At 55.5% G+C, this 25,345-nt stretch carries 25 protein-coding genes; 10 read left to right on the top strand and 15 right to left on the bottom strand.

All coding sequences use genetic code 11. The features are described 5' to 3' along the window. The first annotated feature begins 40 nt into the window (after positions 1-40). Positions 41-910, top strand: a complete 870-nt coding sequence (locus tag AC2FIP_RS03000) for an acyl-CoA thioesterase (RefSeq protein ID WP_282021248.1) — start codon at positions 41-43, stop codon at positions 908-910. On the opposite strand, the gene AC2FIP_RS02995 is transcribed toward AC2FIP_RS03000, so the two are convergent. From AC2FIP_RS02995 to AC2FIP_RS02940, 12 genes are all read right to left on the bottom strand, one after another. After that, positions 907-1,674, bottom strand: a complete 768-nt coding sequence (locus AC2FIP_RS02995; RefSeq protein WP_496785121.1) for an SDR family oxidoreductase — start codon at positions 1,672-1,674, stop codon at positions 907-909. The genes AC2FIP_RS03000 and AC2FIP_RS02995 overlap by 4 nt on opposite strands. A gap of 121 nt (positions 1,675-1,795) precedes the next feature. Further along, on the bottom strand, positions 1,796-3,025 hold the full coding sequence (locus AC2FIP_RS02990) for an acyl-CoA dehydrogenase (RefSeq protein WP_281972097.1): 1,230 nt from the start codon (positions 3,023-3,025) through the stop codon (positions 1,796-1,798). 121 nt (positions 3,026-3,146) lie between these two features. Beyond that, positions 3,147-3,836, bottom strand: a complete 690-nt coding sequence (gene phoB / locus AC2FIP_RS02985; RefSeq protein ID WP_496785119.1) for a phosphate regulon transcriptional regulator PhoB — start codon at positions 3,834-3,836, stop codon at positions 3,147-3,149. Between the two features lie 11 nt (positions 3,837-3,847). Next, positions 3,848-4,549, bottom strand: a complete 702-nt coding sequence (gene phoU / locus AC2FIP_RS02980; RefSeq protein WP_271947126.1) for a phosphate signaling complex protein PhoU — start codon at positions 4,547-4,549, stop codon at positions 3,848-3,850. Between the two features lie 16 nt (positions 4,550-4,565). Further along, a complete protein-coding gene (pstB, locus tag AC2FIP_RS02975) occupies positions 4,566-5,363 on the bottom strand; it encodes a phosphate ABC transporter ATP-binding protein PstB (protein ID WP_142633794.1) in 798 nt (265 codons plus the stop codon). 12 nt (positions 5,364-5,375) lie between these two features. Next, the gene (gene pstA / locus AC2FIP_RS02970) at positions 5,376-6,737 is read right to left on the bottom strand and encodes a phosphate ABC transporter permease PstA (protein WP_496700305.1); all 1,362 of its coding nucleotides are present in this window, start codon (positions 6,735-6,737) and stop codon (positions 5,376-5,378) included. Further along, entirely contained in the window at positions 6,734-8,206 is a 1,473-nt protein-coding gene (gene pstC, locus AC2FIP_RS02965; RefSeq protein ID WP_496695461.1) for a phosphate ABC transporter permease subunit PstC, read from the bottom strand. Before pstC ends, pstA begins: the two co-directional genes overlap by 4 nt. Before the next feature lie 78 nt (positions 8,207-8,284). Beyond that, a complete protein-coding gene (locus tag AC2FIP_RS02960) occupies positions 8,285-9,325 on the bottom strand; it encodes a substrate-binding domain-containing protein (protein ID WP_142633790.1) in 1,041 nt (346 codons plus the stop codon). A 195-nt stretch (positions 9,326-9,520) separates the two neighbouring features. Next, complete coding sequence (locus AC2FIP_RS02955; RefSeq protein ID WP_496785117.1) at positions 9,521-10,567, bottom strand: sensor histidine kinase; 1,047 nt, start codon at positions 10,565-10,567, stop codon at positions 9,521-9,523. 34 nt (positions 10,568-10,601) lie between these two features. Continuing rightward, positions 10,602-11,126 (bottom strand): gamma carbonic anhydrase family protein, encoded by a 525-nt coding sequence (locus AC2FIP_RS02950; protein ID WP_496785115.1) that lies wholly within the window; start codon positions 11,124-11,126, stop codon positions 10,602-10,604. Then, complete coding sequence (gene gmk / locus AC2FIP_RS02945; protein ID WP_496785114.1) at positions 11,123-11,764, bottom strand: guanylate kinase; 642 nt, start codon at positions 11,762-11,764, stop codon at positions 11,123-11,125. The genes AC2FIP_RS02950 and gmk overlap by 4 nt, the downstream gene beginning before the upstream one ends. Positions 11,765-11,780: 16 nt before the next feature. Then, entirely contained in the window at positions 11,781-12,671 is an 891-nt protein-coding gene (locus AC2FIP_RS02940) for a YicC/YloC family endoribonuclease (protein WP_496785113.1), read from the bottom strand. Between the two features lie 243 nt (positions 12,672-12,914). Here AC2FIP_RS02940 and AC2FIP_RS02935 point away from each other — a divergent pair, with 243 nt between their 5' ends. Then, positions 12,915-13,589 carry a PAS domain-containing protein gene (locus AC2FIP_RS02935; RefSeq protein WP_496785112.1) on the top strand — a complete coding sequence of 225 codons (675 nt, stop codon included), beginning with the start codon at positions 12,915-12,917 and terminating at the stop codon, positions 13,587-13,589. A 73-nt stretch (positions 13,590-13,662) separates the two neighbouring features. Here the strand turns inward: AC2FIP_RS02935 and AC2FIP_RS02930 are convergent, their stop codons facing one another. Next, positions 13,663-15,033, bottom strand: a complete 1,371-nt coding sequence (locus AC2FIP_RS02930) for a class II 3-deoxy-7-phosphoheptulonate synthase (protein ID WP_496785110.1) — start codon at positions 15,031-15,033, stop codon at positions 13,663-13,665. Positions 15,034-15,202: 169 nt separating this feature from the next. On the opposite strand from AC2FIP_RS02930, the gene AC2FIP_RS02925 reads away from it, so the two are divergent. Continuing rightward, complete coding sequence (locus AC2FIP_RS02925; protein WP_496691228.1) at positions 15,203-16,207, top strand: GlxA family transcriptional regulator; 1,005 nt, start codon at positions 15,203-15,205, stop codon at positions 16,205-16,207. On the opposite strand, the gene AC2FIP_RS02920 is transcribed toward AC2FIP_RS02925, so the two are convergent. Beyond that, positions 16,204-17,301 carry a PQQ-dependent sugar dehydrogenase gene (locus AC2FIP_RS02920; RefSeq protein WP_496785108.1) on the bottom strand — a complete coding sequence of 366 codons (1,098 nt, stop codon included), beginning with the start codon at positions 17,299-17,301 and terminating at the stop codon, positions 16,204-16,206. The two genes, AC2FIP_RS02925 and AC2FIP_RS02920, sit on opposite strands and share 4 nt — an antisense overlap. 153 nt (positions 17,302-17,454) lie before the next feature. On the opposite strand from AC2FIP_RS02920, the gene AC2FIP_RS02915 reads away from it, so the two are divergent. From AC2FIP_RS02915 to AC2FIP_RS02885, 7 genes are all read left to right on the top strand, one after another. Further along, entirely contained in the window at positions 17,455-18,636 is a 1,182-nt protein-coding gene (locus tag AC2FIP_RS02915; protein ID WP_496695475.1) for an ABC transporter substrate-binding protein, read from the top strand. A 130-nt stretch (positions 18,637-18,766) separates the two neighbouring features. Further along, complete coding sequence (locus AC2FIP_RS02910; protein ID WP_271947144.1) at positions 18,767-19,555, top strand: ABC transporter ATP-binding protein; 789 nt, start codon at positions 18,767-18,769, stop codon at positions 19,553-19,555. Beyond that, positions 19,552-20,382, top strand: coding sequence for an ABC transporter ATP-binding protein (locus AC2FIP_RS02905; RefSeq protein WP_271947146.1), 831 nt, complete (start codon positions 19,552-19,554; stop codon positions 20,380-20,382). Before AC2FIP_RS02910 ends, AC2FIP_RS02905 begins: the two co-directional genes overlap by 4 nt. A gap of 2 nt (positions 20,383-20,384) precedes the next feature. Continuing rightward, positions 20,385-20,840 carry a hypothetical protein gene (locus tag AC2FIP_RS02900; RefSeq protein ID WP_496748934.1) on the top strand — a complete coding sequence of 152 codons (456 nt, stop codon included), beginning with the start codon at positions 20,385-20,387 and terminating at the stop codon, positions 20,838-20,840. Next, positions 20,840-21,850 carry a branched-chain amino acid ABC transporter permease gene (locus AC2FIP_RS02895; RefSeq protein ID WP_496693159.1) on the top strand — a complete coding sequence of 337 codons (1,011 nt, stop codon included), beginning with the start codon at positions 20,840-20,842 and terminating at the stop codon, positions 21,848-21,850. Before AC2FIP_RS02900 ends, AC2FIP_RS02895 begins: the two co-directional genes overlap by 1 nt. Beyond that, a complete protein-coding gene (locus AC2FIP_RS02890) occupies positions 21,847-23,160 on the top strand; it encodes a branched-chain amino acid ABC transporter permease (RefSeq protein WP_496785107.1) in 1,314 nt (437 codons plus the stop codon). The genes AC2FIP_RS02895 and AC2FIP_RS02890 overlap by 4 nt, the downstream gene beginning before the upstream one ends. 176 nt (positions 23,161-23,336) lie before the next feature. Further along, positions 23,337-23,588 carry a hypothetical protein gene (locus AC2FIP_RS02885; RefSeq protein WP_142633761.1) on the top strand — a complete coding sequence of 84 codons (252 nt, stop codon included), beginning with the start codon at positions 23,337-23,339 and terminating at the stop codon, positions 23,586-23,588. A gap of 36 nt (positions 23,589-23,624) precedes the next feature. Here AC2FIP_RS02885 and AC2FIP_RS02880 read toward each other — a convergent pair whose 3' ends face one another. Then, positions 23,625-25,166 (bottom strand): helicase HerA-like domain-containing protein, encoded by a 1,542-nt coding sequence (locus AC2FIP_RS02880; RefSeq protein ID WP_496785105.1) that lies wholly within the window; start codon positions 25,164-25,166, stop codon positions 23,625-23,627. Positions 25,167-25,345 lie beyond the last annotated feature (179 nt).

Raw genomic sequence — 25,345 nt, 5'->3', positions numbered from 1 at the left:
CGCTGATACCCATTCGCCAAGATTAATCGGAGTACCGCATATGACCGAAGCAGAGAAAGTTCTTCTGGATCTTCTGGACGTTGAAAGACTGGAAGTAGACCTGTTTCGGGGAACAGGGTCGGGCGGCGAAACACCTATGCGAATTTTCGGCGGTCAGGTCATCGCACAAGCACTAGCCGCAGCATATCGCACCGTCGACAACCGCCTGTGTCATTCCCTGCACGCCTATTTCATCCGCCCGGGCGACCCAAGCATTCCCGTAATTTATCAAGTTGATAGGGCCCGTGACGGAGGTTCGTTCACGACGCGTCGAGTGGTTGCAATTCAGCATGGTAAGCAGATTTTAAACATGTCCGCCTCATTCCACATTCAGGACGAAGGTTGGGATCATCAGCACGACATGCCCGAGATGGAAGCGCCCGAATCCTACCCATCGCGATCAGAGCTCAAGAAGAAATATCTGGACAAAGTACCGCCCAGCTTTCGCGGAGAACTAACACGCGAGCGCCCGATCGAAGTCCGCGAGGTCGGCCATCTGGATCCTTTCAACCCAGAGAAATCGGATGACCGCAACCAGATTTGGTTCCGAATGGGCGCCGCGGCCAATGCCGATGCGGTCACGCAGCATCTGTTGCTGGCCTATGCTTCAGATATGTATCTCATGAGCTCGGGAATGCGCCCGCACGGCCTAAGCTGGTTTACTGGTGAAGTGAACGGCGCCAGCCTGGACCATGCGATTTGGTTTCACGCGCCGCTCAAGTTCGAGAATTGGCATCTGTATTCCATGGATTCGCCATGGGGCGGGCGAGGGCGCAACTTCAACCGTGGATCAATCTATTCCGAAGATGGCGTTCTGGTCGCATCAGTCGCCCAGGAAGGCCTGATGAGGCGCCCTCAGAACAAAAGTTAAATCTCTTCAATAAACATTTGATTTAACTTCTGCATTCCTGAAATCCACCTGTCATAATCTCCGGATTTATGGCGAATGTAGTCCAGAACCTGTGGATGCGGCAGTACCAGAAATTGCTCAGAAGATATTGCCTTTACGCAAGCCTCGGCAACATCTTCAGGTTCCAACATTCCGTCAATCGAAGCCACGGAAGTTTCGTGCCCGCGCGTCATATCGGACCGTACGGCTTGTGGGCAAAGTACCGAGACCCGCAAACCTTTATGCCCATATGTAAGCGACAACCATTCAGCAAACCCAACGGCTGCGTGCTTTGTGACACCATATGGAGCTGCACCTGGCTGGTTCAGCAATCCAGCGGCTGAGGCCGTTGTCATGATATAGCCGCCGCCACGATAGAGCATTCTGGGCACCAGATGCCGCGCGGTCCAAACATGTGACATCACGTTGATTTTCCAGATGCGATCCCAGTCTTCATCCGGAACCTCCAAACCACCAATCGTCAATATCCCGGCATTTGCACAATACAGATCGATAGGGCCAACCGAGCTTTCTACAGCTTCGATCAACTCGGCTGTATTAGCCTCAAGCGAAACATCACAATGGAATGAATGGCCGCCAATCTCTTTTGCGACAGCGTCTGCGCCGGTTTTGTTGATATCAGCGCAGACAACCGTGGCACCTTCACGAGCAAATCGCTGTGCCAAACCTTTTCCGATGCCATCAGCGGCACCGGTCACAACAACGATCTTTCCGTTCAATTCCATTCGATCCTCATGATGTGGTAGGTGTCAGGAACAGATCGTAAGGTATTGTGAGGATTTGAAAAGTTTCCCAAGCGCATTGGCATTAATTTAACATAATACCAATTACACGAATTCTGGAAACTTAGTAAAACGCCTGCAATCCCGTCTGTGCACGCCCCAGGATCAACGCGTGAACATCATGCGTCCCCTCGTAGGTGTTGACCGTTTCTAGGTTCACCATATGTCGGATGACCTGAAACTCTAGCGAAATGCCGTTGCCGCCGTGCATGTCACGCGCATGACGTGAAATATCCAGGGCTTTGCCGCAATTGTTGCGCTTAATGATCGATATCATCTCGGGCGCGGCTTCGGCCTTGTCCATCAGTCGCCCGACACGCAGGCTTGCCTGAAGACCCAGAGCAATTTCTGTTTGCATATCCGCCAATTTGCGCTGGAAAAGCTGCGTCTGCGCCAATGGCTTGTCAAATTGTTTCCGGTCCAACCCATATTGGCGTGCCGCATGCCAACAGCTTTCGGCAGCGCCCATAACACCCCAGCTGATTCCGTAGCGTGCGCGGTTAAGACATCCAAACGGGCCTTTCAGGCCTTGAACATGAGGCAACAAAGCATCCTCGGTGACTTCGACACCCTCCAGCACAATTTCACCGGTGATCGAGGCGCGTAGGCTCAGCTTGTTCTGGATTTTCGGCGCGCTCAGACCTTTGAGGCCTTTTTCAAGGACAAAGCCACGGATCTTTCCGTCATGTGCATCAGATTTGGCCCAAACGACAAACACATCCGCAATCGGGGCGTTCGATATCCACATCTTGCTGCCAGATAGACGATATCCACCGTCGATCTTTTCCGCACGCGTTTTCATACCTGCCGGATCAGAGCCCGCATCAGGTTCGGTCAGACCAAAACATCCGATCCATTCGCCGCTGGCCAGTTTCGGAAGGTATTTCCGGCGCTGCTCCTCGCTGCCATAGGCATAGATCGGATACATCACCAACGAGCTTTGTACAGACATCATCGAGCGATAGCCCGAATCCACGCGTTCCACTTCTCGGGCGACAAGGCCGTAAGAGACATATCCGCCCCCTAGCCCGCCGTATTCTTCCGGGATCGTAGTGCCCAGCAGACCCATTTCACCCATTTCACGAAAAATCTCGGGGTCAGTTTCTTCGTTCTGAAATGCTTCTGTCACCCGCGGCTGAAGCTTTTCCTGCGCATAGGCTTGCGCACTGGCCGCAATCATACGCTCGTCTTCGTCTAGCTGGTCTGACAGGCGGAACGGATCATCCCAGGCGAACTGGCCCATGTCAGGCGCATCTTTGGCGCGTAATGTCGGCTTGGTGTCAGGGGCATTCATGGTGCGTCTCCGCTTTGTCAGCTTCGCGGCAAACTAACCCGTCGGCCCGCCAAAAAACAGTAAGAGTTTCGCATCCACCCTTGAGTAAAACTCATAGCTTGCAGCCACCTGCCCCACGCGTTCAACCCAGCGCGTATCCCGCACCGCGAACAGTGCGAACCGGATCATCTCCACCATACTGCGTTAGTGCTTTGCGTAAGCGGCCGATATGAACGTCGACCGTTCGTGTATCGACATAAATATCCCGCCCCCAGACGCGATCCAATAGCTGTTCTCGGCTCCAGACGCGGCCCGGCTTTTCCATGAATGTGCTCAGCAAGCGAAATTCGATTGGGCCAAGCTTTAGTGGTTTGCTGTCGCGGCTGACCTTATGAGTTTCAGAATCCAAAACGATGTCTGCGAATTCCAGCCTAATTCCTACAGTCGCAGGCCGGACACGCCGCAACTGGGTGCGTACCCGGGCCATAAGCTCGACAATCGAATAGGGTTTGACCACATAGTCATCAGCCCCGGTTTCCAGACCTCGTACTTTGTCGATTTCTTCCGACCGGGCCGACAGCATGATAATTGGGATCGACCGGGTGTCGGAGCGGGTTTTCAGCCGGCGGCAAACCTCGATCCCGCTAAGATTGGGCATCATCCAGTCCAGTACGATAATGTCCGGACTGTCTTCATCGACCAGCAACATGGCCTCTTCACCATTGGCTGCTTTGGATACGCGAAAGCCTTCTGCCTCGAGATTATAGGCCAGGACTTCGCGCTGAGCCGGCTCATCCTCGACAACCAGAACGGTCGGTTGATCAGCGGACATTCTCAAATCTCCTAGACGGATTGCGATGTAAAATCGGCTTTGGGACGCGCTTCTGTCGGGCGCTCTCCGGTCACCAGATAAACGACCTGCTCGGCAATCGCCGTCACATGATCGCCCATACGTTCTATATTCTTGGCGATGAAATGCAGGTGCATACAGGATGAGATGTTGCGCGGGTCTTCTGCCATGAAAGTCAGGAATTCTCGGAACAGACCATTATACATCTGGTCGACTTCCTCATCACGTTCGATAACATCCGCCGCCAGCTCAGCGTCGCGCTGGACATAGGCGTCCAAAGCGTCCCTGAGCATCCGCTCGACCTCACGTGCCATACGTCGCAAGGCGGCGGCACTGCCATTGATCTCACTGGTATTGACCAGGACGGTCGTGCGTTTGGCTATGTTCTTTGAATAGTCGCCGATACGTTCCAGGTTGGCGGAAACCTTCAATACCGATAGGACCAGACGAAGATCGCTTGCTGTTGGCGCACGCAGCGCGATCAAACGCGCCGTTTCTTCGTTGATCAGCTCTTCCAACGCATCAATGGCCTTGTCGCCCTGACGCACCTCTTGCGCGAGTTCGACATCGCGCGATTCAAGCGACCGTGCCGCGCTCATGATTGCGGCTTCGACGAGGCCGCCCATTTTCATGATATGCGCCTGAATGGCTTCCAGATCCCGGTCGAAGGCGGATGCGATATGTTGTTCTGTCATCTCTGAATACCTATGTTCAGCCGATACGGCCGGTGATGTAGCTTTCGGTGCGGGGATCTTCGGGGTTGGTGAAAATCTGTCCGGTTTCACCAAACTCGACAAGGTTGCCCAAATGGAAAAACGCGGTCTTCTGGCTGACGCGAGCGGCCTGCTGCATCGAGTGGGTAACGATCACCACCGAGTATCGCGACCGCAATTCGTCGATCAGTTCCTCGACCTGCGCAGTCGCAATCGGATCAAGGGCCGAGCACGGCTCGTCCATCAGCAGGACCTCAGGTTCCGTAGCCACCGCACGGGCGATGCACAAGCGCTGTTGCTGACCGCCGGACAGGCCGGTTCCAGGCGCATCAAGACGGTCTTTGACCTCATCCCAGATGGCGCCGCGGCGCAGTGATTTCTCAACAATCTCGTCCAGTTCTGCTTTGTTTCTGGCCAACCCGTGGATACGCGGGCCGTAGGCCACATTGTCATAGATCGACTTGGGAAACGGGTTCGGTTTCTGAAACACCATACCAACCTTGGCACGCAGCTGAACCGGGTCGACGCGTTTGTCATAGATATCTTCGCCATCCAGCAGGATATCGCCCTCGACACGGCAGATGTCGATCGTGTCGTTCATCCGGTTCAGGCAGCGCAAGAAGGTGGATTTTCCGCAACCCGAGGGGCCGATAAAGGCGGTGACGGTCTTGTCTTCGATCCTGACGTCGACGTCTTTGATGGCGTGATTTTCACCGTAATAAACCTGAACCTTGTTCGCGGCGATCTTGATGTCTTTGGCGTCCACGGTTCTCTCCACTCGTGTCATATCGTTCATAATGGCCCCCATTTACCAGCGGCGTTCAAAGCGGCGGCGCAGGATAACTGCGATTGCATTCATAGTGACAAGGAAAAGCAGCAAGATAATGATGCCCCCCCATGCGCGCTCGTAAAAGGCCGGGTCCGCGCGCTTGGACCACTCGTAAATCTGTGCGGGCATGGCCGAGTTTGGCGACAGAAAGCCCTCGACAATCCCGTCGGGCGGGTTCGAGGCGATAAAGCCCACCATCCCGATCAGCAGCAGCGGAGCGGTTTCGCCAAGCGCCTGTGCCAGACCAATGATGGTGCCCGTCAGGATGCCGGGTGCCGCAAGCGGCAGCACATGGTGGAACACCGCCTGCATTTTCGAGGCCCCTACCCCCAACGCAGCGTCCCGGATCGACGGCGGCACCGCCTTGAGTGAAGCTCGGGTCGAAATGATAATTGTTGGCAGCGTCATCAGCGTCAGAACCAGACCACCAACCAGCGGCGCAGAGGTCGGTAAATGCATATAATTGATGAACACGGCCAAGCCCAGAATACCAAATACAATCGAAGGAACGGCCGCCAGATTCGAGATGTTCACCTCGATGATATCGGTAAACCGGTTCTGAGGCGCGAATTCTTCCAGATAGATCGAGGCGGCAACCCCGATCGGCAGGGCCAGCGCCAACACGACCAGCATCATGAACAGAGAACCCAGCATGGATACTCCGATCCCGGCAGCCTCGGGCCGCTGATCGGAGGCGTCCGCCCCGAAGATAAAGTCAGGGTTGAACGCCTTGTACAGCACACCAGCAGCACGCAACTGATCCACGAAGTCCAGCTGTGCGACAGAGATGCTTTTGTCATTTGCGATTGAATTACGTGTCACACGGCCCTTCAGATAGCCATCAACGCGACTGTTCACCAAAAAGCGGAAGCTGACCGACTTTCCGATCTCATCCGGGTTCGAGATGACGTAATCACGCAGGTCCGCCTGTGCGGATTTGGAAAGGATTTGCCCCATCTCCTTCGGCGGTAGATCGGATTCTATACCCAGTTTCTTTACTTCGACTTCCAGCGCAGATGCGATCAAGGGCGCGTATCCAAAGGTCGAAACCTTCCTGATGTCGTCGATGTTACGGTTACCTTTCTTGTCGAGCTTGTCTGCCTTCAGCTCTACCGTCAGCTCTAGGAAGCTTTGTTGAAAAGCTCCCGTACCAGCGGTGACGATATTAGTCACCAACACAATCAACATCACAAGACCGATACCAATGGCCGCGATGCCGTACAATTTGAACCGGGTTTCGGCCGCATTGCGACGCTTGGTTCGCGTGTCCTGATTGAACAGCGAAGCCCCTTTGTGTTTAGCGGCAGGTGCTGCGTCTTGTTTTTGGGACATGTCAGTCATTCATACTGCTCCCGGTATTTGCGCACGATATAGAGGGCGAAGATGTTCAGCCCCAGCGTGATGATGAACAGGGTCAGACCCAGGGCAAAGGCCACAAGAGTCTCCGGGCTTGCGAAATCAGTATCCCCGGTCAGCTGGCTGACGATCCTAGTGGTGATTGTGGTCATGGCTTCGAAAGGGTTTCCCGAGAATTTGGCAATCGCACCGGCGGCCATCACGACAATCATCGTCTCACCGATTGCGCGGCTGGCGGCCAACAAGATTGCCCCTACGATCCCGGGCAAAGCTGCCGGCAGGACGACCTGCCTGACAGTTTCGGAATGCGTTGCGCCTAGGCCTAGCGATCCGTCTCGCATCGACTGGGGCACCGCGTTGATGATGTCGTCAGAAAGTGACGACACGAACGGGATGAGCATGATGCCCATGACCAGACCCGCCGTGAGTACAGCGTTCGAACTGGCCATCCAACCAACGCCCAAAGCTCCCCCCTGCCCGAACACAGATACCAGTGCCGGACCGACCGTCAGCAGCGCGAAAAGACCGTAAACGATGGTTGGGATACCGGCGAGGATTTCCAGCAAAGGCTTGGCCACAGACCTTGCCACGCTCGAGGCATATTCGGAAAGATAGATCGCAGCGTACAGCCCAATCGGAACCGCAACCAGCAACGCGATCAGAGAAATATACAAAGTCCCCCACAGCAGTGGGAGGATTGACAGTTCACTTCCGCCCCGGAAGTTCGGGGCCCAGGTGCTTCCAAAGAAAAAGTCTTTCCACGAATGAAGTTCGAAGAAATTCATCGTTTCAAAAAACATGGACAGGACGATGCCGACTGTGGTCAGAACTGCGATCGAAGCGGCCAGCAGCAGCAGCGCCAGAATGCCTTGTTCGACAACATTTCGGGCGCGAAATTCTTTATGAGTGCGGATATAGGCAAATGAGGCCCCGATCAGCGTCACAACCAAAACCGCGATCTGCATCGCAATGGTTCCGCTTGCGCTCATCGAGCGATATTTCTGCGCCGCCAGCAGAATGGGTGCGGTTACCTCTTGCGTAATGATCTGGCCAGCCTCTTTCAGTCGCGCGGTCACATCGGCAAAATCCTCATGCGCGCTGCGGGCAAAGTCTTCGGTCATGGTGCCTGCGGCAACCGCGCCGTCCAGGCCGTTGGCGACCCGGCGCACTTCGCTCATCAGCAAGCCGCGGGTCGACCCCTCGGGGATTGCCGAGTCCGGCAGCAACCCAGAGGCAGAATTGCTGACGATCAAGGGCTGCGCCAGCAACCAGATGACCAGCAAAACGAACCCCGGTATCAGCGCCGTCAAAGCAACGTTATAGCCGTAATAGGATGGAAGTGAGTGCAGATTGCGCAGGTTTCCGTCCGCGCTGGCCATCGCGCGGGACCGGCCCGCAAAATAGCCAAGAACAGCAATCGCCAGCAAAATGAGCAGCAGCCAGGTTAGTGCCATGAGAACTCCGTCAAGCGGCAGGAGTGGATTTAAGAAAACCGGGGCGTAGACACCGCCCCGGTTCAGTCGTGTGAAAGCTTAGGAACCGCCGCCCAAAGTGGTTTCGCTGGCTACGATTTCCTGAACCTTGACCAGCTCTGGGTCTGATACGAGACCGTATGCAGCCAGAGGACCATCGGGGCCTGCAACCTCATCAGCGACGAAGAACTCTGCATATTCTTTCAGCCCGGGGATAACGCCGATATGTGCTTTTTTCACATAGAAAAACAGCGGGCGCGATACCGGGTATTCGCCAGTTGCGATGGATTCGGTCGAAGGCACGATGCCTGCCATGGTCGCAACCTGCAGTTTGTCGGTGTTGTTCTCGTAGAACGCCAGACCAAAGACGCCGATGCCGTCTTTGTTGCTGTCGATACGAGCCAGGGTCTCGGTATAGTCGCCGTCGATGTCGACCGAAACGCCATCGGTACGCAGAGCGATACAGGCTTTTTCAGCGGCTTTTTTGTCGTCGCCATTTGCGGCTTTGTAGACATCAAAGTCACCCAGATGCTCACAACCGGCCAGGATCACCTTGTCTTCGAACACTTCACGCGTGCCGTGCTTGGTGCCGGGGATGAAGGCTGCAATCGGCTGCGCTGGGAATGCAGGGTTCACGTCGGCCCAGGTCTTGTTGGGATTGTCGACCAGCTGGCCATCAACCACGATCTGGGCGGACAGCGCTTTGTACCAATCTTCCGGCGTGAACTCGAATGAGTTGCCGTTGATGTCGGATGCGAAAACGATGCCGTCATAGCCGATCTGAACTTCGATGATGTCGGTAACACCGTTTTCGGCACAGGCTTTGATCTCTTTTTCACGGATCTGGCGCGAAGCGTTCGCAACGTCGATGGTGTTTTCGCCAACACCTTCACAGAACCGCTTGAGGCCGGCCGAAGATCCGCCCGATTCAACAACCGGGGTCTGGAAGTCAAAGTTTTCGCCAAAGGCTTCTGCAACGATCGAAGCATAGGGCAGAACGGTGGAAGAACCAGCAACCTGAACTTGATCACGCGCGGTGGCCGCAGTGGCCGAAACAGCAGCGATAGCCAGAACCGAAGCCGACAGTTTTACAAAGGACATTTCAGTCTCCTTGAGAAATATGTTTCTGGATCATCCTCATGATGATCTTGGCCGAACCTCTAAAAGTCGTGCGTAAGCCTTTTGTGACAAGTGTGTAACGGTTTCATGACACGTTTGGATTTTCAGCCGATACGCCAGGGAACATATGCTGTGAAAGAAACAAAACAGATCCGACAACTGGCTTGATCCAAACGATCAGCGCGGCAAAATCACTGTAAAAACAGCGCCTTTTCCAAGATCGCTTTCCACCCGCAATCTGCCGCGATGGCGGTTTAGAATATGTTTTACAATCGCTAGGCCCAACCCGGTTCCACCCAGTTGCCGTGACCTATGACTGTCCGCGCGATAGAATCGTTCGGTCAAACGCGATACATGCTTCGGGTCGATTCCAGGTCCCCTATCCACGATCTGAATGCGAACACCGGGACCGCGCATAGCAGTATCGTGATCCGAAGATTTGACGCGAACTTCTACCCGACCACCACTGCCGCCGTATTTAATTCCGTTCTCGATCAGGTTGGTAAATACTTGGAGCAACTGGTCGCTGTCGCCAACTAGCATTATTTTGTCTTCGGGCGCATCCAGGCTCAGCACTACATCCGCGCCATCTGCCAATGGACGCAGAGAATTGAGGGTCGATTTAAGAAGTGCTGTCAGCTCAAGTTGTTCTTTCGGGCGAACCCGCTCTTCGCTTTCGACGCGGTTCAAAGACAGAAGATCGCCGACAAGCCGGTTCATGCGATTTGCCTCGTCGTTCATGATCTGAAGAAAACGATCCCGGGCAACCTCGTCATCTCGGGCCGGACCGCGCAAGGTTTCAATAAAGCCCATTAATGCCGTCAGCGGGGTCCGCAATTCATGGCTGACATTCGCGACGAAATCACGTCGCATCTGATTTGCGTGCTCAACATGCGTAACGTCCTGAAATACAGCAAGCAACGCACCGCCGGATACTGCACCGACCCCATTCATGTACCGGCACTGAACTTCGAATGTTGTATCCTGGGCTCCGTCATTGGACAGGTGCCGAGTGTTGGACGTTCCCTTCGTGCGCAGGCTTTGTTCAATCGCTTCGATAACCTGCGGCTGTCTGAGGATGGTCGCGAAATGCCGCTGCAGGATATTCTGGCCCAACAACGTCTTTGCTTCGGTATTGACCGCAATAATCCGTTCCGTCTGGTCAACCATCAGCGCGGGCATCGGGATGGCGGTTACAATTTCTTCAAGTTGGTCGTTGGTCATAAAGGGGCAGTTCTCTTAGCAACGCAGTTGGACGCTAGGATAGCTCTCGCATTGTATCGCGAAAATGACGCATGTTTTCTTGATAATGCAAGGCGCTGAAGGTCAGTTTCTGGGCGGTTGCAGCGTCGATCTCGCGCACCACTTTACCCGGTGATCCCATGACCAGAGAGTTATCCGGTATCTCTTTTCCTTCGGTCACCAAAGCCCCTGCCCCGATCAGACAGTTTTTGCCGATCTTGGCACCGTTCAACACGATGGCCCCCATTCCGATCAGGGTATTATCCCCGATCGTACAGCCATGCAGCATGACCTTATGCCCAATCGTGCAGTTCTTCCCGATGGTCAGAGGATACCCCGCATCAATATGCATGACGCAGTTTTCCTGAACATTGCTGCCTTCTCCAATCCGAATTTCCTCGTGATCAGCGCGGATCGTACAGCCGAACCAGACCGAAGTCCCCTGCTCGAGCACGACTTTGCCGATCAGATTGGCGTCTGGGGCGACCCATGTGTCTTCGTGGATTTCCGGTACATCAGAGCCAAGGGCATAGATGGTCATGGCTGATCCTCGAATTCGTTTTGCAGCGTACGGACATGATCCTGAAGCTTGGGTTGCTGGATACGCCGCATTCGCTCGGCACTGACGATGGTTTTCAGCTTTTCTTCGGTCTCGTCCAGATCGTCATTGACCAGCACATAGTCGTAATATCCCCAATGACTGATCTCATCCCAGCTTTTGAGCATCCGCTTGGAAATAACCTCTTCACTGTCCTGACCGCGGCTTTCCAATCGGCGGCGCAATTCGGGGATCGACGGTGGCAGGATGAAAATCGACAGGGCGTGTTTGCCCAGATCCGAGTTCCTAATCTGCACCTCGCCCTGCCAGTCGACATCGAACAGAACGTCCTTGCCGTCATTGATGGACTCGCGGACTGGCCCAGCCGGAGAGCCGTAGAAATTGCCAAATACATGGGCATGTTCCAGCATCTGTCCCTCGGACACCTGCTGTCGAAAGGTATCTTCGGTCAGGAAATAATACTCACGCCCATGTTCTTCCCCAGGCCGGGGCGCGCGTGTTGTGGCCGAAACCGAGAACTCCAGATCCGTGTCCCATTGCATCAGACGCTTGGCCAACGTGGATTTCCCTGCGCCCGAAGGCGAGGACAGAATGATTAATAGGCCGCGTCGATCCGCCATCAGGGCGCTCCTGTCATTATTCTACGTTCTGCACTTGCTCGCGCATCTGATCTATTACCGCCTTCAACTCAAGCCCAACCGATGTCAAATCGGCGCTTTGTGCCTTGGAACACAGCGTATTGGCCTCGCGATTGAACTCTTGCATCAGAAAATCAAGCTTGCGCCCCACGGCGGCATCCTGTGCAAGCAAATCGCGTGCGGCAGTGACATGGGCTTTCAGCCTGTCAATTTCTTCCGTTATATCCGACTTGACTGCGATCAGAGCCAGCTCCTGTGCAACCCGGTCCGGATCCGCGCCTTGCGCATTATCCATCACGCGCTGCAGGTTTTCTTGTAAGTTTTCAGCGATTTTATCCCGGCGCTCTTCAGCGAGCTTGGCGGCCTGCTCCGTAAGGCTTGAAACCTGCGATAGCTGCGCCTCAAGCACATCGGCCAGGGCCCGGCCCTCGGATTCACGCATCTTAATGAAATCGCTCAGCAAATCATCAAAGGCGCCGGTTAGATGTTTGACCAAGGGGGCCGGATCATCCGCATCCCCACCGGTTTCCAACATGCCTTTGACAGCAATAAGCTCGGCCGCCGTCGACGGGGCCAGCGCTAGTCCCCGTTCTTCTGCCATCGTCTGCGTTCGCGCCAGAGCATCCAGAGCAGCGGCCATCGCAACTGGATTCAGCACGAGATCGGCTGTCGTTTCCTCGCGGCTCAGCTTGAGCGAAAGCGTCACATTCCCCCGGCCAAGGCTTTTCGAAATCCGCGAACGAAGCGCGGTTTCGAGCCCGGTGAGCCATTCAGGCACCCGCAGACGCATATCCAGCCCTTTGCCGTTTACGCTGCGCAACTCCCAGGTCCAGCTATGTGGACCATGTGTTCCCTTGCCCGAGGCAAATCCGGTCATGGATCTGATCATGCCTGTCTTCTCCGCTTTGCCCGCCCAGTGTTCTTGTCCGCACCTAATGCCATCCTCGTGTGCAGGGCAAGAGTTTGCTGAGAATGACAGCGTCGGACAGAGGTTAACCATTCATTAAAGAATTACTCCAAAATTGACTCAACCCGTGCCAATCTCGTCTAGGCAAGTACCGACAAGGCGCAAAAGCTCCCGGTATCTTGCATTTTATGAAAATGACGGTCGATTGCAGTTAGGGTGATGAAAATGAAGATCTTTTTCGGTAACGGTTCCGGGACTAAATTTGGAAAGATCGTCGCAATGGATCGTTTTGACAGTGGGCGCAGTCTATCGCCCATACGACAGGCCGAAGCGTACTGGACAGCCTTGCTGCCCGGCGATGGTGTTCCTATGCGATCTCAGATCGACCCGCGCGGGCTTGAGAATATCCTGCCTAACACCTTCATCCTTGAACGCATTGCACCCGGTCTGGCCCGGTTTCGTCTGGCCGGCAGTCACTTGAACACACTGGCGGGTATGGAGGTCCGGGGAATGCCGCTGACCGCTTTTTTCGAACCCAGCGCGCGAACTCAGGTTACGGAAGTCCTTGAACAGGTTTTTTCCGGTCCTGCCATTGCTGAACTTGAATTGGCCTCGACCGGTGGGTTTGGGCGCACGGATCTTCAGGCGCGAATGATCCTTTTGCCGCTGAAAAGCGATTTGGGCGATGTCAGCCGTGTTCTTGGCGTTATGGTCAGTGACGGGGCGATTGGGGCAACCCCCCGGCGCTTTGATGTAAGCCATTATAAACTGCGTGCTGTGTCAGAAATACAGGCGCCTCAACAACCGGTTCAGCCTGTTGTCGAAGGATTTGCCGAAGAACGACAAGAGTTCAAACGTCCCGGATCTCACCTTCGATTGGTCGTATCACGGGATAAGTAACGAGTAACGCGTGTTAAATGTAAAGAAGGCGGGCCTATTAGACCCGCCTTTTTAAAACCGTCTGACCAAGTGGTTAGGAGGCTGCGCGTTTGCCGCGGTTCCGGCGCAGATCTGTCAGTTCTTCCGCAACAAGGAAGGCCAGTTCCAACGACTGCGACGCGTTCAAACGTGGATCGCAGGCAGTGTGGTAACGGTCTGACAGATCTTCTTCTGTTACAGCGCGTACACCTCCAGTGCATTCGGTCACGTCTAGCCCCGTCATCTCAAAATGCACACCGCCGGGGATCGTGCCCTCGGCCTGATGCACACCAAAGAAGTCGCGAACTTCGCGCAGCACGGAATCAAAGGGCCGGGTCTTATAGCCGGTGGCCGATTTGATCGTATTGCCGTGCATTGGGTCACAGACCCAGGTCACCTTGGCGCCCTCTTCCTTGACGGCTTTGACCAGACGCGGCAGATGCTCTCCCGCCTTGCCTGCACCAAACCGCGCGATCAGGGTCAGACGCCCTTCTTCGTTTTCCGGGTTCAGTTTGGCCATCAGAACTTTGAGGTCTTCGGCAGATGTCGTCGGACCGCATTTCAGACCGATCGGGTTCAGAACACCAGAACAGAATTCAACATGCGCGCCATCAGGCTGACGGGTGCGGTCGCCAATCCAGATCATGTGGCCGGACCCGGCCAACCAGTTGCCCGATGTAGAATCAAGACGGGTTAGCGCCTCTTCGTATTCAAGCAGCAGACCTTCGTGGCTGGTATAGAATTCAACCGACGAGAATTCATGCGTTGTGTCCGCGGTGATGCCCGCAGCCCCCATGAAATCAATCGAATCCTGAATTCGGTCAGCAATTTCAGAGTATTTCTGAACATCCTGGCCATCGGCAAAGCCGAGTGTCCACGAATGCACATGGCTCATATCGGCGAAACCACCGGTCGAAAAGGCGCGCAACAAGTTCAATGTTGCCGCTGCCTGCGTATAGGCTTGCAACATCTTGGACGGATTCGGAATCCGCGCCTCGGGCGTGAAATCCAGCTCGTTGATGATATCGCCGCGATAGCTGGGCAGCTCAATGCCACCCACCACCTCTGTCGGTGCGCTGCGCGGTTTGGCGAACTGTCCAGCCATACGGCCCACTTTGACCACCGGCACCTTTGCGCCATAGGTCAGAACCATGGCCATCTGCAGCATCACCTTAAAGGTGTCGCGGATCGCATCCGCGCTGAATTGTTCAAAGCTTTCAGCACAGTCGCCGCCCTGCAGCAGGAAAGCCTCACCCCGCCCCGCAGCACCAAGATGTTGCTTGAGCCGACGTGCCTCACCTGCAAACACCAGCGGCGGATACTGCGAAAGCTGAGCCTCGACTTTTGCCAGCGCGGCTGCGTCGGTATAGTCTGGCATCTGAACCCGGGGCTTGTTGCGCCAGTTCGTTTTTTGCCATTCGGTCATAGCTTTGATCTCCGCTGAAGTATTCAAGTCGCCTCTATACAAAAACGTTTGATGAGAGGCCATATACGATTTGGACCTCTTGACGTCGCAAACAAGCTTTGATCATGGTGGCGGTCAAATCTGTCGCCGGACGTAGGGTCAAACGGCGCCGAATCAAGGACACCTCGCCATGCAAGAGCAACGCCAAGTTGTCACGGTGGAAACCACTGCGGCCAGCCCTCGTCATTTCGTGTTTGTCCTGTTGGACAAATTCTCACTGCTGTGTTTCGCATCCGCGCTGGATAGCCTGCGCATCGCAAACCGCATGGCCGACAAAGAGCTTTACAGTTGGAGCCTGTCTGGCGAAGGCGGCGAGACGATCAAATGCTCCGCCGGGACCGAGTTCAAACTGGACGCTGATCTAGCCGAGCTGCAGCGCGATGACGTCGTGCTGATCTGCGGCGGTGTCGATGTACAAGCCGCTACCACCAAGAAAATTCTGAACTGGGTCCGCCGCGAAGCACGCCGGGGATTACGCATTGGTGGGCTGTGTACGGCAGCTTATACCTTGGCCAAGGCCGGTTTACTGGATGGCAAGCGTGCGACAATTCACTGGGAAAACTCAGACAGTTTCACCGAAGAATTTGATGAGGTCGAACTGACCAAATCCGTATTCCAGATTGACGGAAACCGGATGACAACAGCCGGTGGTACTTCCTCTATCGACCTGATGCTGAAAATCATCGCCGAGGATTTTGGCGAAGATCTTGCGAACGCGGTGGCCGATCAGCTGATCTATTCCTCGATCCGTACTGATCAGGACACCCAGCGTCTGTCGACCCCGACACGGATTGGGGTGCGCCATCCCAAGCTGAGCCAGGTCATCCTGATGATGGAGAAGAACATCGAAGAGCCGATCTCGCCTTCGATTCTGGCCAAAGAGGTCGGCATGTCCACACGGCAGCTAGAGCGTCTGTTTCGCCGTTACCTCAGCCGGTCGCCTAAACGCTATTATATGGAGCTGCGCCTGCATAAGGCCCGGAACCTGCTGATGCAGACCGACATGAGCGTGATCAACGTGGCGCTGGCATGCGGGTTTGCCTCGCCTAGCCATTTCTCGAAATGCTACCGGGCGCATTATAACACCACGCCCTATCGTGAGCGCGGTGCGCAAAGCGGGCGCTTGTCTGTTTAATCGCTGGGGGTCATGCGAAAGACAGCGCCCTGCCCGACGGAAATAAACCAGATTGATCCATCCGGTGCCTCGGCAATGTCGCGGACGCGTTCCGTCTGAGGGCCCTTGATCTGCTCGACCTCAGTCAATGGAGTGCCTTCAAGCCGAGCAATGTAGTCGAATTTGAGCGACCCGACGAATAGATCACCCTTCCATTCGGGCCAAAGCTTGCCTGAATAAATCAAAAGGCCGGATGGGGCGATGGAAGGGTCCCAATAGAATTCAGGCTGCACCATCCCCGGTTTTGCCGTCCCCTCGCCGATTGTTTGCCCGGAATAGTGCTTGCCATAGGAAATCACCGGCCAGCCATAGTTCCGCCCCGGCCGGATTAGGTTCACTTCATCACCGCCCTTGGCTCCATGTTCCGATACCCATAGGCGCCCCCGTGCATCCAGCCCTGCACCTTGGGGATTCCGGTGGCCATAAGACAATATCTCAGGCTGAATTCCGGGTTGTCCGACAAATGGATTATCAGCCGGCACCGAGCCGTCCCGGTTCACACGGATCACCGAGCCGTTGTGACTCGATCGATCCTGGGCGGTCGGGCGATCACCACGATCGCCGATAGTGACAAGTAATGTCCCGTCCTTTGCCTCGACAATACGAGAGCCAAAATGCCGCCCAGAATTCCCACCATTTTCAGCTTCGAAAATCGTGCGCAGATCGGTCAGCTCTGATCCGTCTTCGGACAGGCGCGCAATCGCAAGTGCAGTGCCTGCCCCCTTTGGTTGAGGCTTTGAATAGGTCAGGAAAACCTCACGGCTTTGCGAAAAATCCCTGGCAACGGTTACGTCCAGCAAACCGCCTTGCCCCTTTGCAACCACATTGGGAGTGCCTTTGACGCGCACTATGTTTCCCTCCGACACAAACAGAAGTTCACCGTCGCGCTCAGTTACCAGAAAGGACATGTCGGGCAGGATGCCGATTGCCCAGGGCGTATCGAGCCCCTTCACCATCGCCGTCACACGCGCCGATCCGGAGTTGGTAGTTAGCGATTCTGCCCCGGCCAACCCTGAAACAACAGAAAAGATGAAGATCATAGCTAGTCTGAACATCTCGTTCTCCTTACCGAAAACACCGCGCCGGGCACATCTGAACAACTAGAACTGTGCGCCACAAAAACACGTTTGCGTTAGGACTTTTCTTTTTCGAACAGCTTGCCTAGGGTCGTGCCCAGAACGAATACGTTCACAACTGGGAGTAACCATATGAAAAAGCTGCTTACAGCAACTGCAGCAACCGCCCTTCTTTCGGGCGCAGCTATGGCCGAAGACGTCACATTGGGTGTTCTGTTCGGCTTTACCGGACCAATTGAATCGCTGGCACCCTCAATGGGCTCAGGCGCAGAACTGGCAATGGCCGAAGTGACCGAATCCGGCAAATTGCTGGATGGCTCGACCGTCACCGCATCGCGCGCTGATACCGGCTGTATCGACAACGGCCTGTCCACCTCGAACGGTGAACGCATGATTGCCGACGGCGTTGCCGGCATCATTGGCGGTGACTGCTCTGGCGTGACCGGAGCGATCCTGCAGAATGTCGCGATCCCGAACGGGATGGTCATGATCTCACCCTCGGCTACCTCGCCCGGTCTGTCGACCATGGAGGATAACGGCCTGTTCTTCCGCACCGCCCCGTCGGATGCGCGTGAAGGTCAAGTGATGGCAGATATCCTGAATGATCGCGGTATCACTTCAATCGCACTGACCTACACCAACAACGACTATGGCAAGGGTCTGGCAGACGCGATCCAGTCCTCGTTCGAGGCATCGGGCGGCGAAGTCACAATCGTGGCAGCGCATGAAGATGGCAAAGCGGACTACTCGGCCGAAGTTGGCGCGCTGGCCTCGGCTGGTGGCGACATTCTGGTTGTAGCCGGGTATCTCGATCAGGGCGGACTGGGCATCATTCAGTCAGCGCTGGACAGCGGTGCATTCGACACGTTCGGCTTGCCGGGCGGCATGATCGGTGACTCGCTGCCCGCAAATGTCGGTCCCGACCTGAACGGCTCGTTCGGTCAGATCGCCGGTTCAGGTGGTGAAGGTGCTGAAAAGTACTTTGCCATGGCCGAAGCCGCCGGTTTTGACGGATCGTCGCCCTATTCGCCTGAAAGCTATGACGCCGCAGCGCTGTTCATGCTGGCGATGCAGGCCGCCGGTTCGACCAGCCCGGCCGACTATGGCAGCAAGATCCTAGATGTTGCCAACGCTCCAGGAGAGAAGATCTATCCGGGTGAGCTGGCCAAAGGTCTGGAACTGTTGGCCGCTGGTCAGGACATCGACTATGTCGGCGCGTCCGGCGTTGAGCTGATCGGCCCCGGCGAAAGCGCCGGTTCGTATCGCGAGATCGAAGTCACCGACGGCGAAAACAAGACCGTCAACTTCCGTTGATTTTGGCCTAAGAAGACCTGAAAATAAGCAGCCCGGACCTTGTGTCCGGGCTGCTTCAGTGAAAAAAGACCGCACCTCTTAAATGAGGGTGTGAAAACAAGAACGCCGAAAACGGCGGCTAGGGGAAAAGATGATCGTCGTCGAGGACGTGCATAAGCATTTCGGCGGGTTTCATGCGGTGGATGGGGCATCGCTGGAAATCCAGAAGGGTTCGATCACCGGCCTGATTGGGCCGAACGGGGCCGGAAAGACAACTCTGTTCAACGTGATCGCGGGTGTGCTCCCGCCCACCTCTGGGCGCGTGTTCATGGATGGCGAGGACATAACCGGCTTGCCACCGCATGATCTGTTTCACAAAGGTCTGCTGCGCACTTTTCAGATCGCGCATGAGTTCTCCTCGATGAGCTGTCGCGAGAACCTGATGATGGTGCCTGGAGCGCAATCCGGGGAATCGCTGTGGAACACCTGGTTCGGCCGCAAACGCATCGCCAATGAAGAGCGCGCGTTAAAGGCTAAGGCTGATGAGGTGTTGGAGTTTCTGACCATCGAACATCTGGCCGATCACAAGGCCGGTCAGGTCTCGGGCGGGCAGAAAAAGCTGCTGGAGCTTGGCCGCACCATGATGGTCGACGCCAAGATCGTGTTTCTGGACGAGGTCGGCGCGGGTGTGAACCGCACCCTGCTGATGACCATCGCCGACACAATCCTGCGCCTGAACAAGGAACGCGGCTATACGTTTGTGGTCATTGAACACGACATGGATTTCATCGGCAAAATCTGCGACCCGGTCATTTGTATGGCCGAGGGCAAGGTTCTGGCCCAGGGCACTCTGGACGAGATCAAAGCCAATGAGCATGTGATCGAAGCCTATCTGGGCACCGGCCTCAAGAACAAAGACAAGCTGGAGGCCGGGGCATGAGCGATAATCCTTATCAGGATGACCACGGCAACAAGGATGCCTCGATCACCAATACCCAAGGCATGGGCACGATGACGCCCGCACATCGCAAAAGCGGAAAGACGCACCGCGTCGAAGGTGGCCCATTCCTGATCGGCGACACCATGACCGGAGGCTACGGCAAGGGCCCGGATATCCTGCATGATTGCACGATTTCAGTCGATGCCGGTGAAATCGCTGTAATCGTTGGCCCCAACGGCGCCGGTAAATCCACTGCAATGAAGGCCGTGTTTGGGATGCTGGATGTCCGCGCGGGATCTGTGCGACTGGACGGAGAAGACATCACCAACCTGTCGCCCCAGGATCGGGTGATCAAGGGGATGGGCTTTGTTCCTCAGACCTCGAACATCTTCACGTCGATGACGGTCGAAGAAAACCTTGAGATGGGTGCCTTCATCCGTCGTGACGACTTTTCAGACACGATGGAACAGGTTTATGACCTCTTCCCCATTCTCCGAGACAAACGCAACCAAGCCGCCGGAGAGCTGTCGGGCGGTCAGCGCCAACAGGTCGCCGTAGGCCGCGCGCTGATGACCCAGCCCAAAGTGCTGATGTTGGACGAGCCGACCGCTGGTGTCTCACCCATCGTGATGGATGAGCTGTTCGACCGGATCATCGAGGTATCGCGCACCGGGTTGCCGATCCTGATGGTTGAGCAGAACGCTCGTCAGGCGTTGGAGATCGCCGACAAGGGATATGTGCTGGTTCAGGGGCGGAATGCCTATACCGGCACGGGCAAGGAACTGCTGGCCGATCCAGAGGTTCGTAAGAGTTTCTTGGGGGGGTGAGGATGAAAGTAACCTCCTTCAAATTGTTCATCACGTTCGCTCTTTCGATGAACCTAATGTGGCAAAGCCCTGCGCAAGCCGCCTCGTTTCCTAAGACCTACTGCGAAATGAGAATGTGTGAAGTTAGAGCGATGTGCATGGGTGCAGATTGTCCCGCCACGGACTGTCCAGAAGGAAGCTTTTGGCTGGAAATCTCAATGGACGACGGTGAACTACAAGTTTACGCGGTTCCGTCGACCAAGGACTCTAGAGTTCATTTCGGAGACTTTCAGGCTGACAGCAGACTCTCAAATGATCGCGCGATTGTGGTGAACAGTGTTATTGATAACACTCTGACCAATGCGGTCGTTGAATTGTGGACCGACGGCAAACCAATCGGCATCGCTATGACCATACAGAGGCTCCCTAATTCTCATTTTGTTGAAGTGGTAAACGGCTTCTGCGGAGAAGAAAACTAATGGACTTCCTCAACGCCCTTGTGGCGCTCTCCAACTTCGTTCTTGTTCCCGCAATCGCCTATGGCAGCCAGTTGGCGCTGGGCGCGTTGGGGGTGACGCTGATCTATGGCATCCTGCGGTTCTCGAATTTTGCCCATGGCGACACGATGGCCTTTGGTGCGATGATCGCCGTGCTGGTCACATGGGGCCTGCAGGCCGCTGGTGTCAGTTTCGGGCCGTTACCGACTGCTCTGCTGGCCCTGCCCTTTGCCATTCTGGGCTGTATCGTTCTGGTTCTGATCACGGATCGGCTGGTTTACCGTTTCTACCGGGAACAAAAGGCCAAGCCGGTCATTCTGGTGATCGTCTCGATGGGTGTGATGTTCATCATGAACGGGCTGGTGCGGTTCATAATCGGGCCGGATGATCAAAGGTTCTCGGACGGTGAGCGGTTCATCGTTTCAGCGCGGGAATTTAAGGCAATGACCGGGCTGCGTGAGGGGTTGGCGATCAAGACCTCTCAGGGCATCACCGTGGTTGTGGCCGTTGTCGCCGTGGCACTTTTGTTCTGGTTTTTGAACAAAACCCGCACCGGCAAGTCGATGCGCGCTTATTCGGATAACGAGGATCTGGCGCTGCTGTCCGGAATCAACCCTGAACGTGTGGTGATGATCACTTGGATCCTTGTCGCGGCGCTGGCGACAACTGCGGGTGTGCTTTACGGGTTGGACAAGAGCTTTAAGCCCTTTGTCTATTTCCAGCTTCTGCTGCCGATCTTCGCTTCGGCCATCGTCGGCGGCCTCGGCAACCCGTTGGGCGCTATCGCGGGCGGGTTCATCATCGCGTTTTCCGAGGTGACGATCACCTATGCGTGGAAAAAGGTGCTGACCTATATGGCACCGGAACATCTGGAGCCTTCGGGATTGGTCCAATTCCTATCCACCGATTACAAATTCGCGGTCAGCTTTGTTATCTTGCTTATCGTGCTTCTGTTTAAGCCCACAGGTCTGTTTAAGGGGAAAGCGGTATGACCGAGACTGTCAAAAATACGCTGCTTTTCGTGGTTGTTGGCGGCCTGATCCTGTTGACCGGATTCACGCAAAGCTGGAATTCGGCGATCCTGATCCTGAACATGGGGCTGATCTCGGCCATCATGGCGCTTGGGGTGAACTTGCAATGGGGCTTTGCCGGCTTGTTTAACGTTGGTGTTATGGGCTTTGTTGCGCTGGGCGGGCTGGCGGTTGTGCTGGTCTCAACCCCGCCGACACCCGGCGCGTGGTCATCCGGAGGATACGGGATCGTCCTTTCGTTGCTGTTGGGGGCTGCGACCGTCGTTGCGGCGGTTCTGGTGGCAACAAAAATGCCGAGGGGCCGTGTACAGACGATTGCCATCGTCGCCATTCTGATCGCCGGGTTTTTCATTTACCGTGCGGTGTTTGACCCCAGCGTTGCTGGTGTCGAAGCCATTGACCCAGCCGTTGCGGGCAACCTTGGCGGGTTGAATCTGCCGGTTCTGTTGGCCTGGCCCGCAGGCGGCGTGCTGGCCGCCGGTGCCGCTTGGCTGATCGGCAAAACAGCCCTTGGCCTGCGCTCGGACTATCTGGCGATTGCGACGCTTGGGATTGCCGAAATCATCATCGCAATCATGAAAAACGAGGACTGGTTGGCCCGAGGTGTCAAGAATGTCTACGGCATCCCACGCCCTTCGCCCGTGGTCGGCTATGAGGTTGAGCTGCAGCAGGATCCATCCTTCATTGCCCGTGCCGATTGGTTTGGGCTGGACCCTGTCATCGCCTCGACCCTGTCGGTCAAGCTGGGCTATTCCCTGCTGTTCATGGTTGTTCTTCTGATCCTGCTGTGGATGGCCCAGATGGCGCTGCGCAGCCCCTGGGGCCGCATGATGCGCGCCATCCGTGACAACGAGGTTGCAGCCGAGGCGATGGGTAAAGACGTCACCCGCCGCCATTTGCAAATCTTCGTTCTGGGCTCTGCCATCTGCGGTATCGCGGGCGCGATGATGACAACGCTGGACGGGCAGTTGACGCCGGGTACCTACAACCCTCTGCGCTTTACATTTCTGGTCTGGGTCATGGTGATCGTGGGCGGATCGGGCAACAACTTTGGTGCTGTGCTGGGCGCATTCCTCATCTGGTTCCTGTGGGTCCAGGTCGAACCGATTGGGTTGTGGATTATGAACCTGATCACGTCCGGAATGCCCGATGGCAGTGCGCTCAAGACGCATCTGATCGACAGCGCGGCCCATATGCGACTGTTCACGATGGGGTTGATTCTGCTGATTGTTCTTAGATTCAGTCCAAGAGGGCTGATCCCCGAGAAATAGGGCCACAGAACCTCCAATATATGGAACCGCGTCAAGAAATTGGCGCGGTTTCTTGCTTTTGAGTGAGGAACTTACTAGAGCAAATCATCGGCCTGACATGTTTCACAGTCGTGTTCACCAATTATTTGCCTTTGTGCAGACTACTACCATTTGCCCGCAGGGAATAGAAAACACCGATGAAAACCACTCTTACAAAGACACTCATTCTGTTGCCGGTTCTTGCCTCTTTGACCGCATGTATTCCGTCACCAAAAGATCTGGAAACCACTCCGGTCAAAGTCCAGACCCCCAAGGGCGTGGTGACATGCCAGCTCTACCGGCAGAACCGCGTGGACTGGGACCGGGCAATCGACTTTCCGGCAACAAAAATGTCCGTCCCCGAGGCTGATGCATATTGCAGACAAGAAGGCCAACGCCGCCTGAAGTGACCGTTGTGAGGCCGGGCAATTAGCCCGGCCCGCCATTCAACGATTACGAAATAACCCGCCCAGAATGCCTCGGACGATCCTGCGCCCGGTTGTTCCCTTAAGCTCTTTAATGACGGCCTCGCTCATGACGGTGGCAAAGGTGTCTTTCTTTCGCACGATCCGCGAAGAAGACCGCGTTACTTTGCTACCTGAGTATCGGCGAGCCGTGGCAAATTCGCGTTCTGCAATCGATTGAGACTCAAGCTGTTCTTCTGCCTCGGCTGCGGCCTGTGCTGCGGCATCAGTCCGCGACTGGAGCATCTCAAAGGCTGATCTGCGATCTATGCGGGTTTCGTATTTGCCTTTCATCGGAGACGCATTCATTACCGTTTGCCGTTCGGCAGCGGAAATCGGCCCCAACTGTGACTCAGGGGGACGGATCAAAGTGCGTTCGACGATGCCCGGAACCCCTTTCTTTTGCAGCATGGATGTAACCGCCTCGCCCACGCCAACCTCACGGATGGCGGCCTCTGTATCAAAGGTTGGATTCTCGCGGTAGGTTTCGGCCGCAAGGCGAAGGTTTTTCCTGTCTCGTGCGGTGAAGGCTCGCAAAGCATGCTGTACTCGGTTACCCAACTGACCCAGAATGTCTTCTGGGATGTCTGCCGGGTTTTGCGAGATGAAATAGACCCCTACGCCCTTTGATCGGATAAGGCGGGCGACCTGCTCGACCTTGTCCACAAGCACTTTGGGCGCGTCTTCGAACAACAGATGCGCTTCGTCAAAGAAAAATACCAGCTTGGGTTTGTCCGGATCGCCGACTTCGGGCAACTCTTCAAACAGTTCGCTCAGCAGCCATAACAGGAACGTCGCATACAGACGAGGTGATCCCATCAGCTTGTCAGAGGCCAGGATGTTCACCATGCCATTCCCGTTGGCTTCGGTGCGCATAAGATCGGCCAGTTCCAGGGCAGGTTCGCCAAACAGATTGGTGCCCCCTTGATTTTCAAGAACCAACAACCGTCGCTGGATGGCACCGATCGAGGCGGTTGAGACATTCCCATAGCGCAGCGAAAGATTTGCTCTGTTCTCTCCGATCCAGACCAACAGAGCTTGCAGATCTTTCATATCCAACAGGGGCATACCTTCTTCATCGGCAACCCGAAATGCAATGTTTACAATGCCTTCTTGTGCTTCGCTCAGGTCCATCAGCCTGGACAACAACAAAGGTCCCATCTCGGATACTGTGGTTCGAACCGGATGGCCTTGCTGACCGAACAGATCCCAGAAAGTGACCGGGCAAGCGGCATATTCGTAATCCGTGAATCCGATGGTTTCGGCACGCTTCTGAAATGCCCCATGTAGCTTGTGACTTTCACTGCCCGCCAGCGCCAACCCAGACAGATCACCTTTGACGTCAGACAGAAACACCGGCACCCCAGCCTTGGAAAACCCCTCGGCCAGGATCTGAAGCGTCACGGTCTTGCCAGTACCGGTCGCACCGGCGATCAGGCCGTGGCGGTTGGCGTATTTCAACGACAACGTCTGCGGTTGGCTGTAATCCGCGCCACCACCGCCAAGAAATATGTTCTCACTCATATGCTTAAGGCCCTGTTTCCTACCGATCTCCGCCCAGCATACAAAGTTAACCTTTGGCTGCGATAGTTTTCTGGTTGTTCGTGTATGAGAATTGCGCGGTCAACAAACTTCCTCCCTGTCGACTGGCCGCGCGATCACGCGCGGCCCTTTTTCCACCATAGCTTCATAATTAAATTTTC

The sequence above is a fragment of the Ruegeria sp. CDSB114 genome (assembly GCF_059611025.1).
The sequence above is the reverse complement of the archived record's forward strand: the minus strand, read 5'-3'. Positions and strand labels throughout refer to the sequence as shown.

What these genes read in the sequence shown, in the direction of transcription:
- AC2FIP_RS03000 (WP_282021248.1), top strand. Translation starts at nt 41, where the DNA reads ATGACCGAAGCAGAGAAAGTTCTTCTGGATCTTCTGGACGTTGAAAGA.
- AC2FIP_RS02995 (WP_496785121.1), bottom strand. Translation starts at nt 1,674, where the DNA reads ATGGAATTGAACGGAAAGATCGTTGTTGTGACCGGTGCCGCTGATGGC.
- AC2FIP_RS02990 (WP_281972097.1), bottom strand. Translation starts at nt 3,025, where the DNA reads ATGAATGCCCCTGACACCAAGCCGACATTACGCGCCAAAGATGCGCCT.
- phoB (WP_496785119.1), bottom strand. Translation starts at nt 3,836, where the DNA reads ATGTCCGCTGATCAACCGACCGTTCTGGTTGTCGAGGATGAGCCGGCT.
- phoU (WP_271947126.1), bottom strand. Translation starts at nt 4,549, where the DNA reads ATGACAGAACAACATATCGCATCCGCCTTCGACCGGGATCTGGAAGCC.
- pstB (WP_142633794.1), bottom strand. Translation starts at nt 5,363, where the DNA reads ATGAACGATATGACACGAGTGGAGAGAACCGTGGACGCCAAAGACATC.
- pstA (WP_496700305.1), bottom strand. Translation starts at nt 6,737, where the DNA reads ATGACTGACATGTCCCAAAAACAAGACGCAGCACCTGCCGCTAAACAC.
- pstC (WP_496695461.1), bottom strand. Translation starts at nt 8,206, where the DNA reads ATGGCACTAACCTGGCTGCTGCTCATTTTGCTGGCGATTGCTGTTCTT.
- AC2FIP_RS02960 (WP_142633790.1), bottom strand. Translation starts at nt 9,325, where the DNA reads ATGTCCTTTGTAAAACTGTCGGCTTCGGTTCTGGCTATCGCTGCTGTT.
- AC2FIP_RS02955 (WP_496785117.1), bottom strand. Translation starts at nt 10,567, where the DNA reads ATGACCAACGACCAACTTGAAGAAATTGTAACCGCCATCCCGATGCCC.
- AC2FIP_RS02950 (WP_496785115.1), bottom strand. Translation starts at nt 11,126, where the DNA reads ATGACCATCTATGCCCTTGGCTCTGATGTACCGGAAATCCACGAAGAC.
- gmk (WP_496785114.1), bottom strand. Translation starts at nt 11,764, where the DNA reads ATGGCGGATCGACGCGGCCTATTAATCATTCTGTCCTCGCCTTCGGGC.
- AC2FIP_RS02940 (WP_496785113.1), bottom strand. Translation starts at nt 12,671, where the DNA reads ATGATCAGATCCATGACCGGATTTGCCTCGGGCAAGGGAACACATGGT.
- AC2FIP_RS02935 (WP_496785112.1), top strand. Translation starts at nt 12,915, where the DNA reads ATGAAGATCTTTTTCGGTAACGGTTCCGGGACTAAATTTGGAAAGATC.
- AC2FIP_RS02930 (WP_496785110.1), bottom strand. Translation starts at nt 15,033, where the DNA reads ATGACCGAATGGCAAAAAACGAACTGGCGCAACAAGCCCCGGGTTCAG.
- AC2FIP_RS02925 (WP_496691228.1), top strand. Translation starts at nt 15,203, where the DNA reads ATGCAAGAGCAACGCCAAGTTGTCACGGTGGAAACCACTGCGGCCAGC.
- AC2FIP_RS02920 (WP_496785108.1), bottom strand. Translation starts at nt 17,301, where the DNA reads ATGTTCAGACTAGCTATGATCTTCATCTTTTCTGTTGTTTCAGGGTTG.
- AC2FIP_RS02915 (WP_496695475.1), top strand. Translation starts at nt 17,455, where the DNA reads ATGAAAAAGCTGCTTACAGCAACTGCAGCAACCGCCCTTCTTTCGGGC.
- AC2FIP_RS02910 (WP_271947144.1), top strand. Translation starts at nt 18,767, where the DNA reads ATGATCGTCGTCGAGGACGTGCATAAGCATTTCGGCGGGTTTCATGCG.
- AC2FIP_RS02905 (WP_271947146.1), top strand. Translation starts at nt 19,552, where the DNA reads ATGAGCGATAATCCTTATCAGGATGACCACGGCAACAAGGATGCCTCG.
- AC2FIP_RS02900 (WP_496748934.1), top strand. Translation starts at nt 20,385, where the DNA reads ATGAAAGTAACCTCCTTCAAATTGTTCATCACGTTCGCTCTTTCGATG.
- AC2FIP_RS02895 (WP_496693159.1), top strand. Translation starts at nt 20,840, where the DNA reads ATGGACTTCCTCAACGCCCTTGTGGCGCTCTCCAACTTCGTTCTTGTT.
- AC2FIP_RS02890 (WP_496785107.1), top strand. Translation starts at nt 21,847, where the DNA reads ATGACCGAGACTGTCAAAAATACGCTGCTTTTCGTGGTTGTTGGCGGC.
- AC2FIP_RS02885 (WP_142633761.1), top strand. Translation starts at nt 23,337, where the DNA reads ATGAAAACCACTCTTACAAAGACACTCATTCTGTTGCCGGTTCTTGCC.
- AC2FIP_RS02880 (WP_496785105.1), bottom strand. Translation starts at nt 25,166, where the DNA reads ATGAGTGAGAACATATTTCTTGGCGGTGGTGGCGCGGATTACAGCCAA.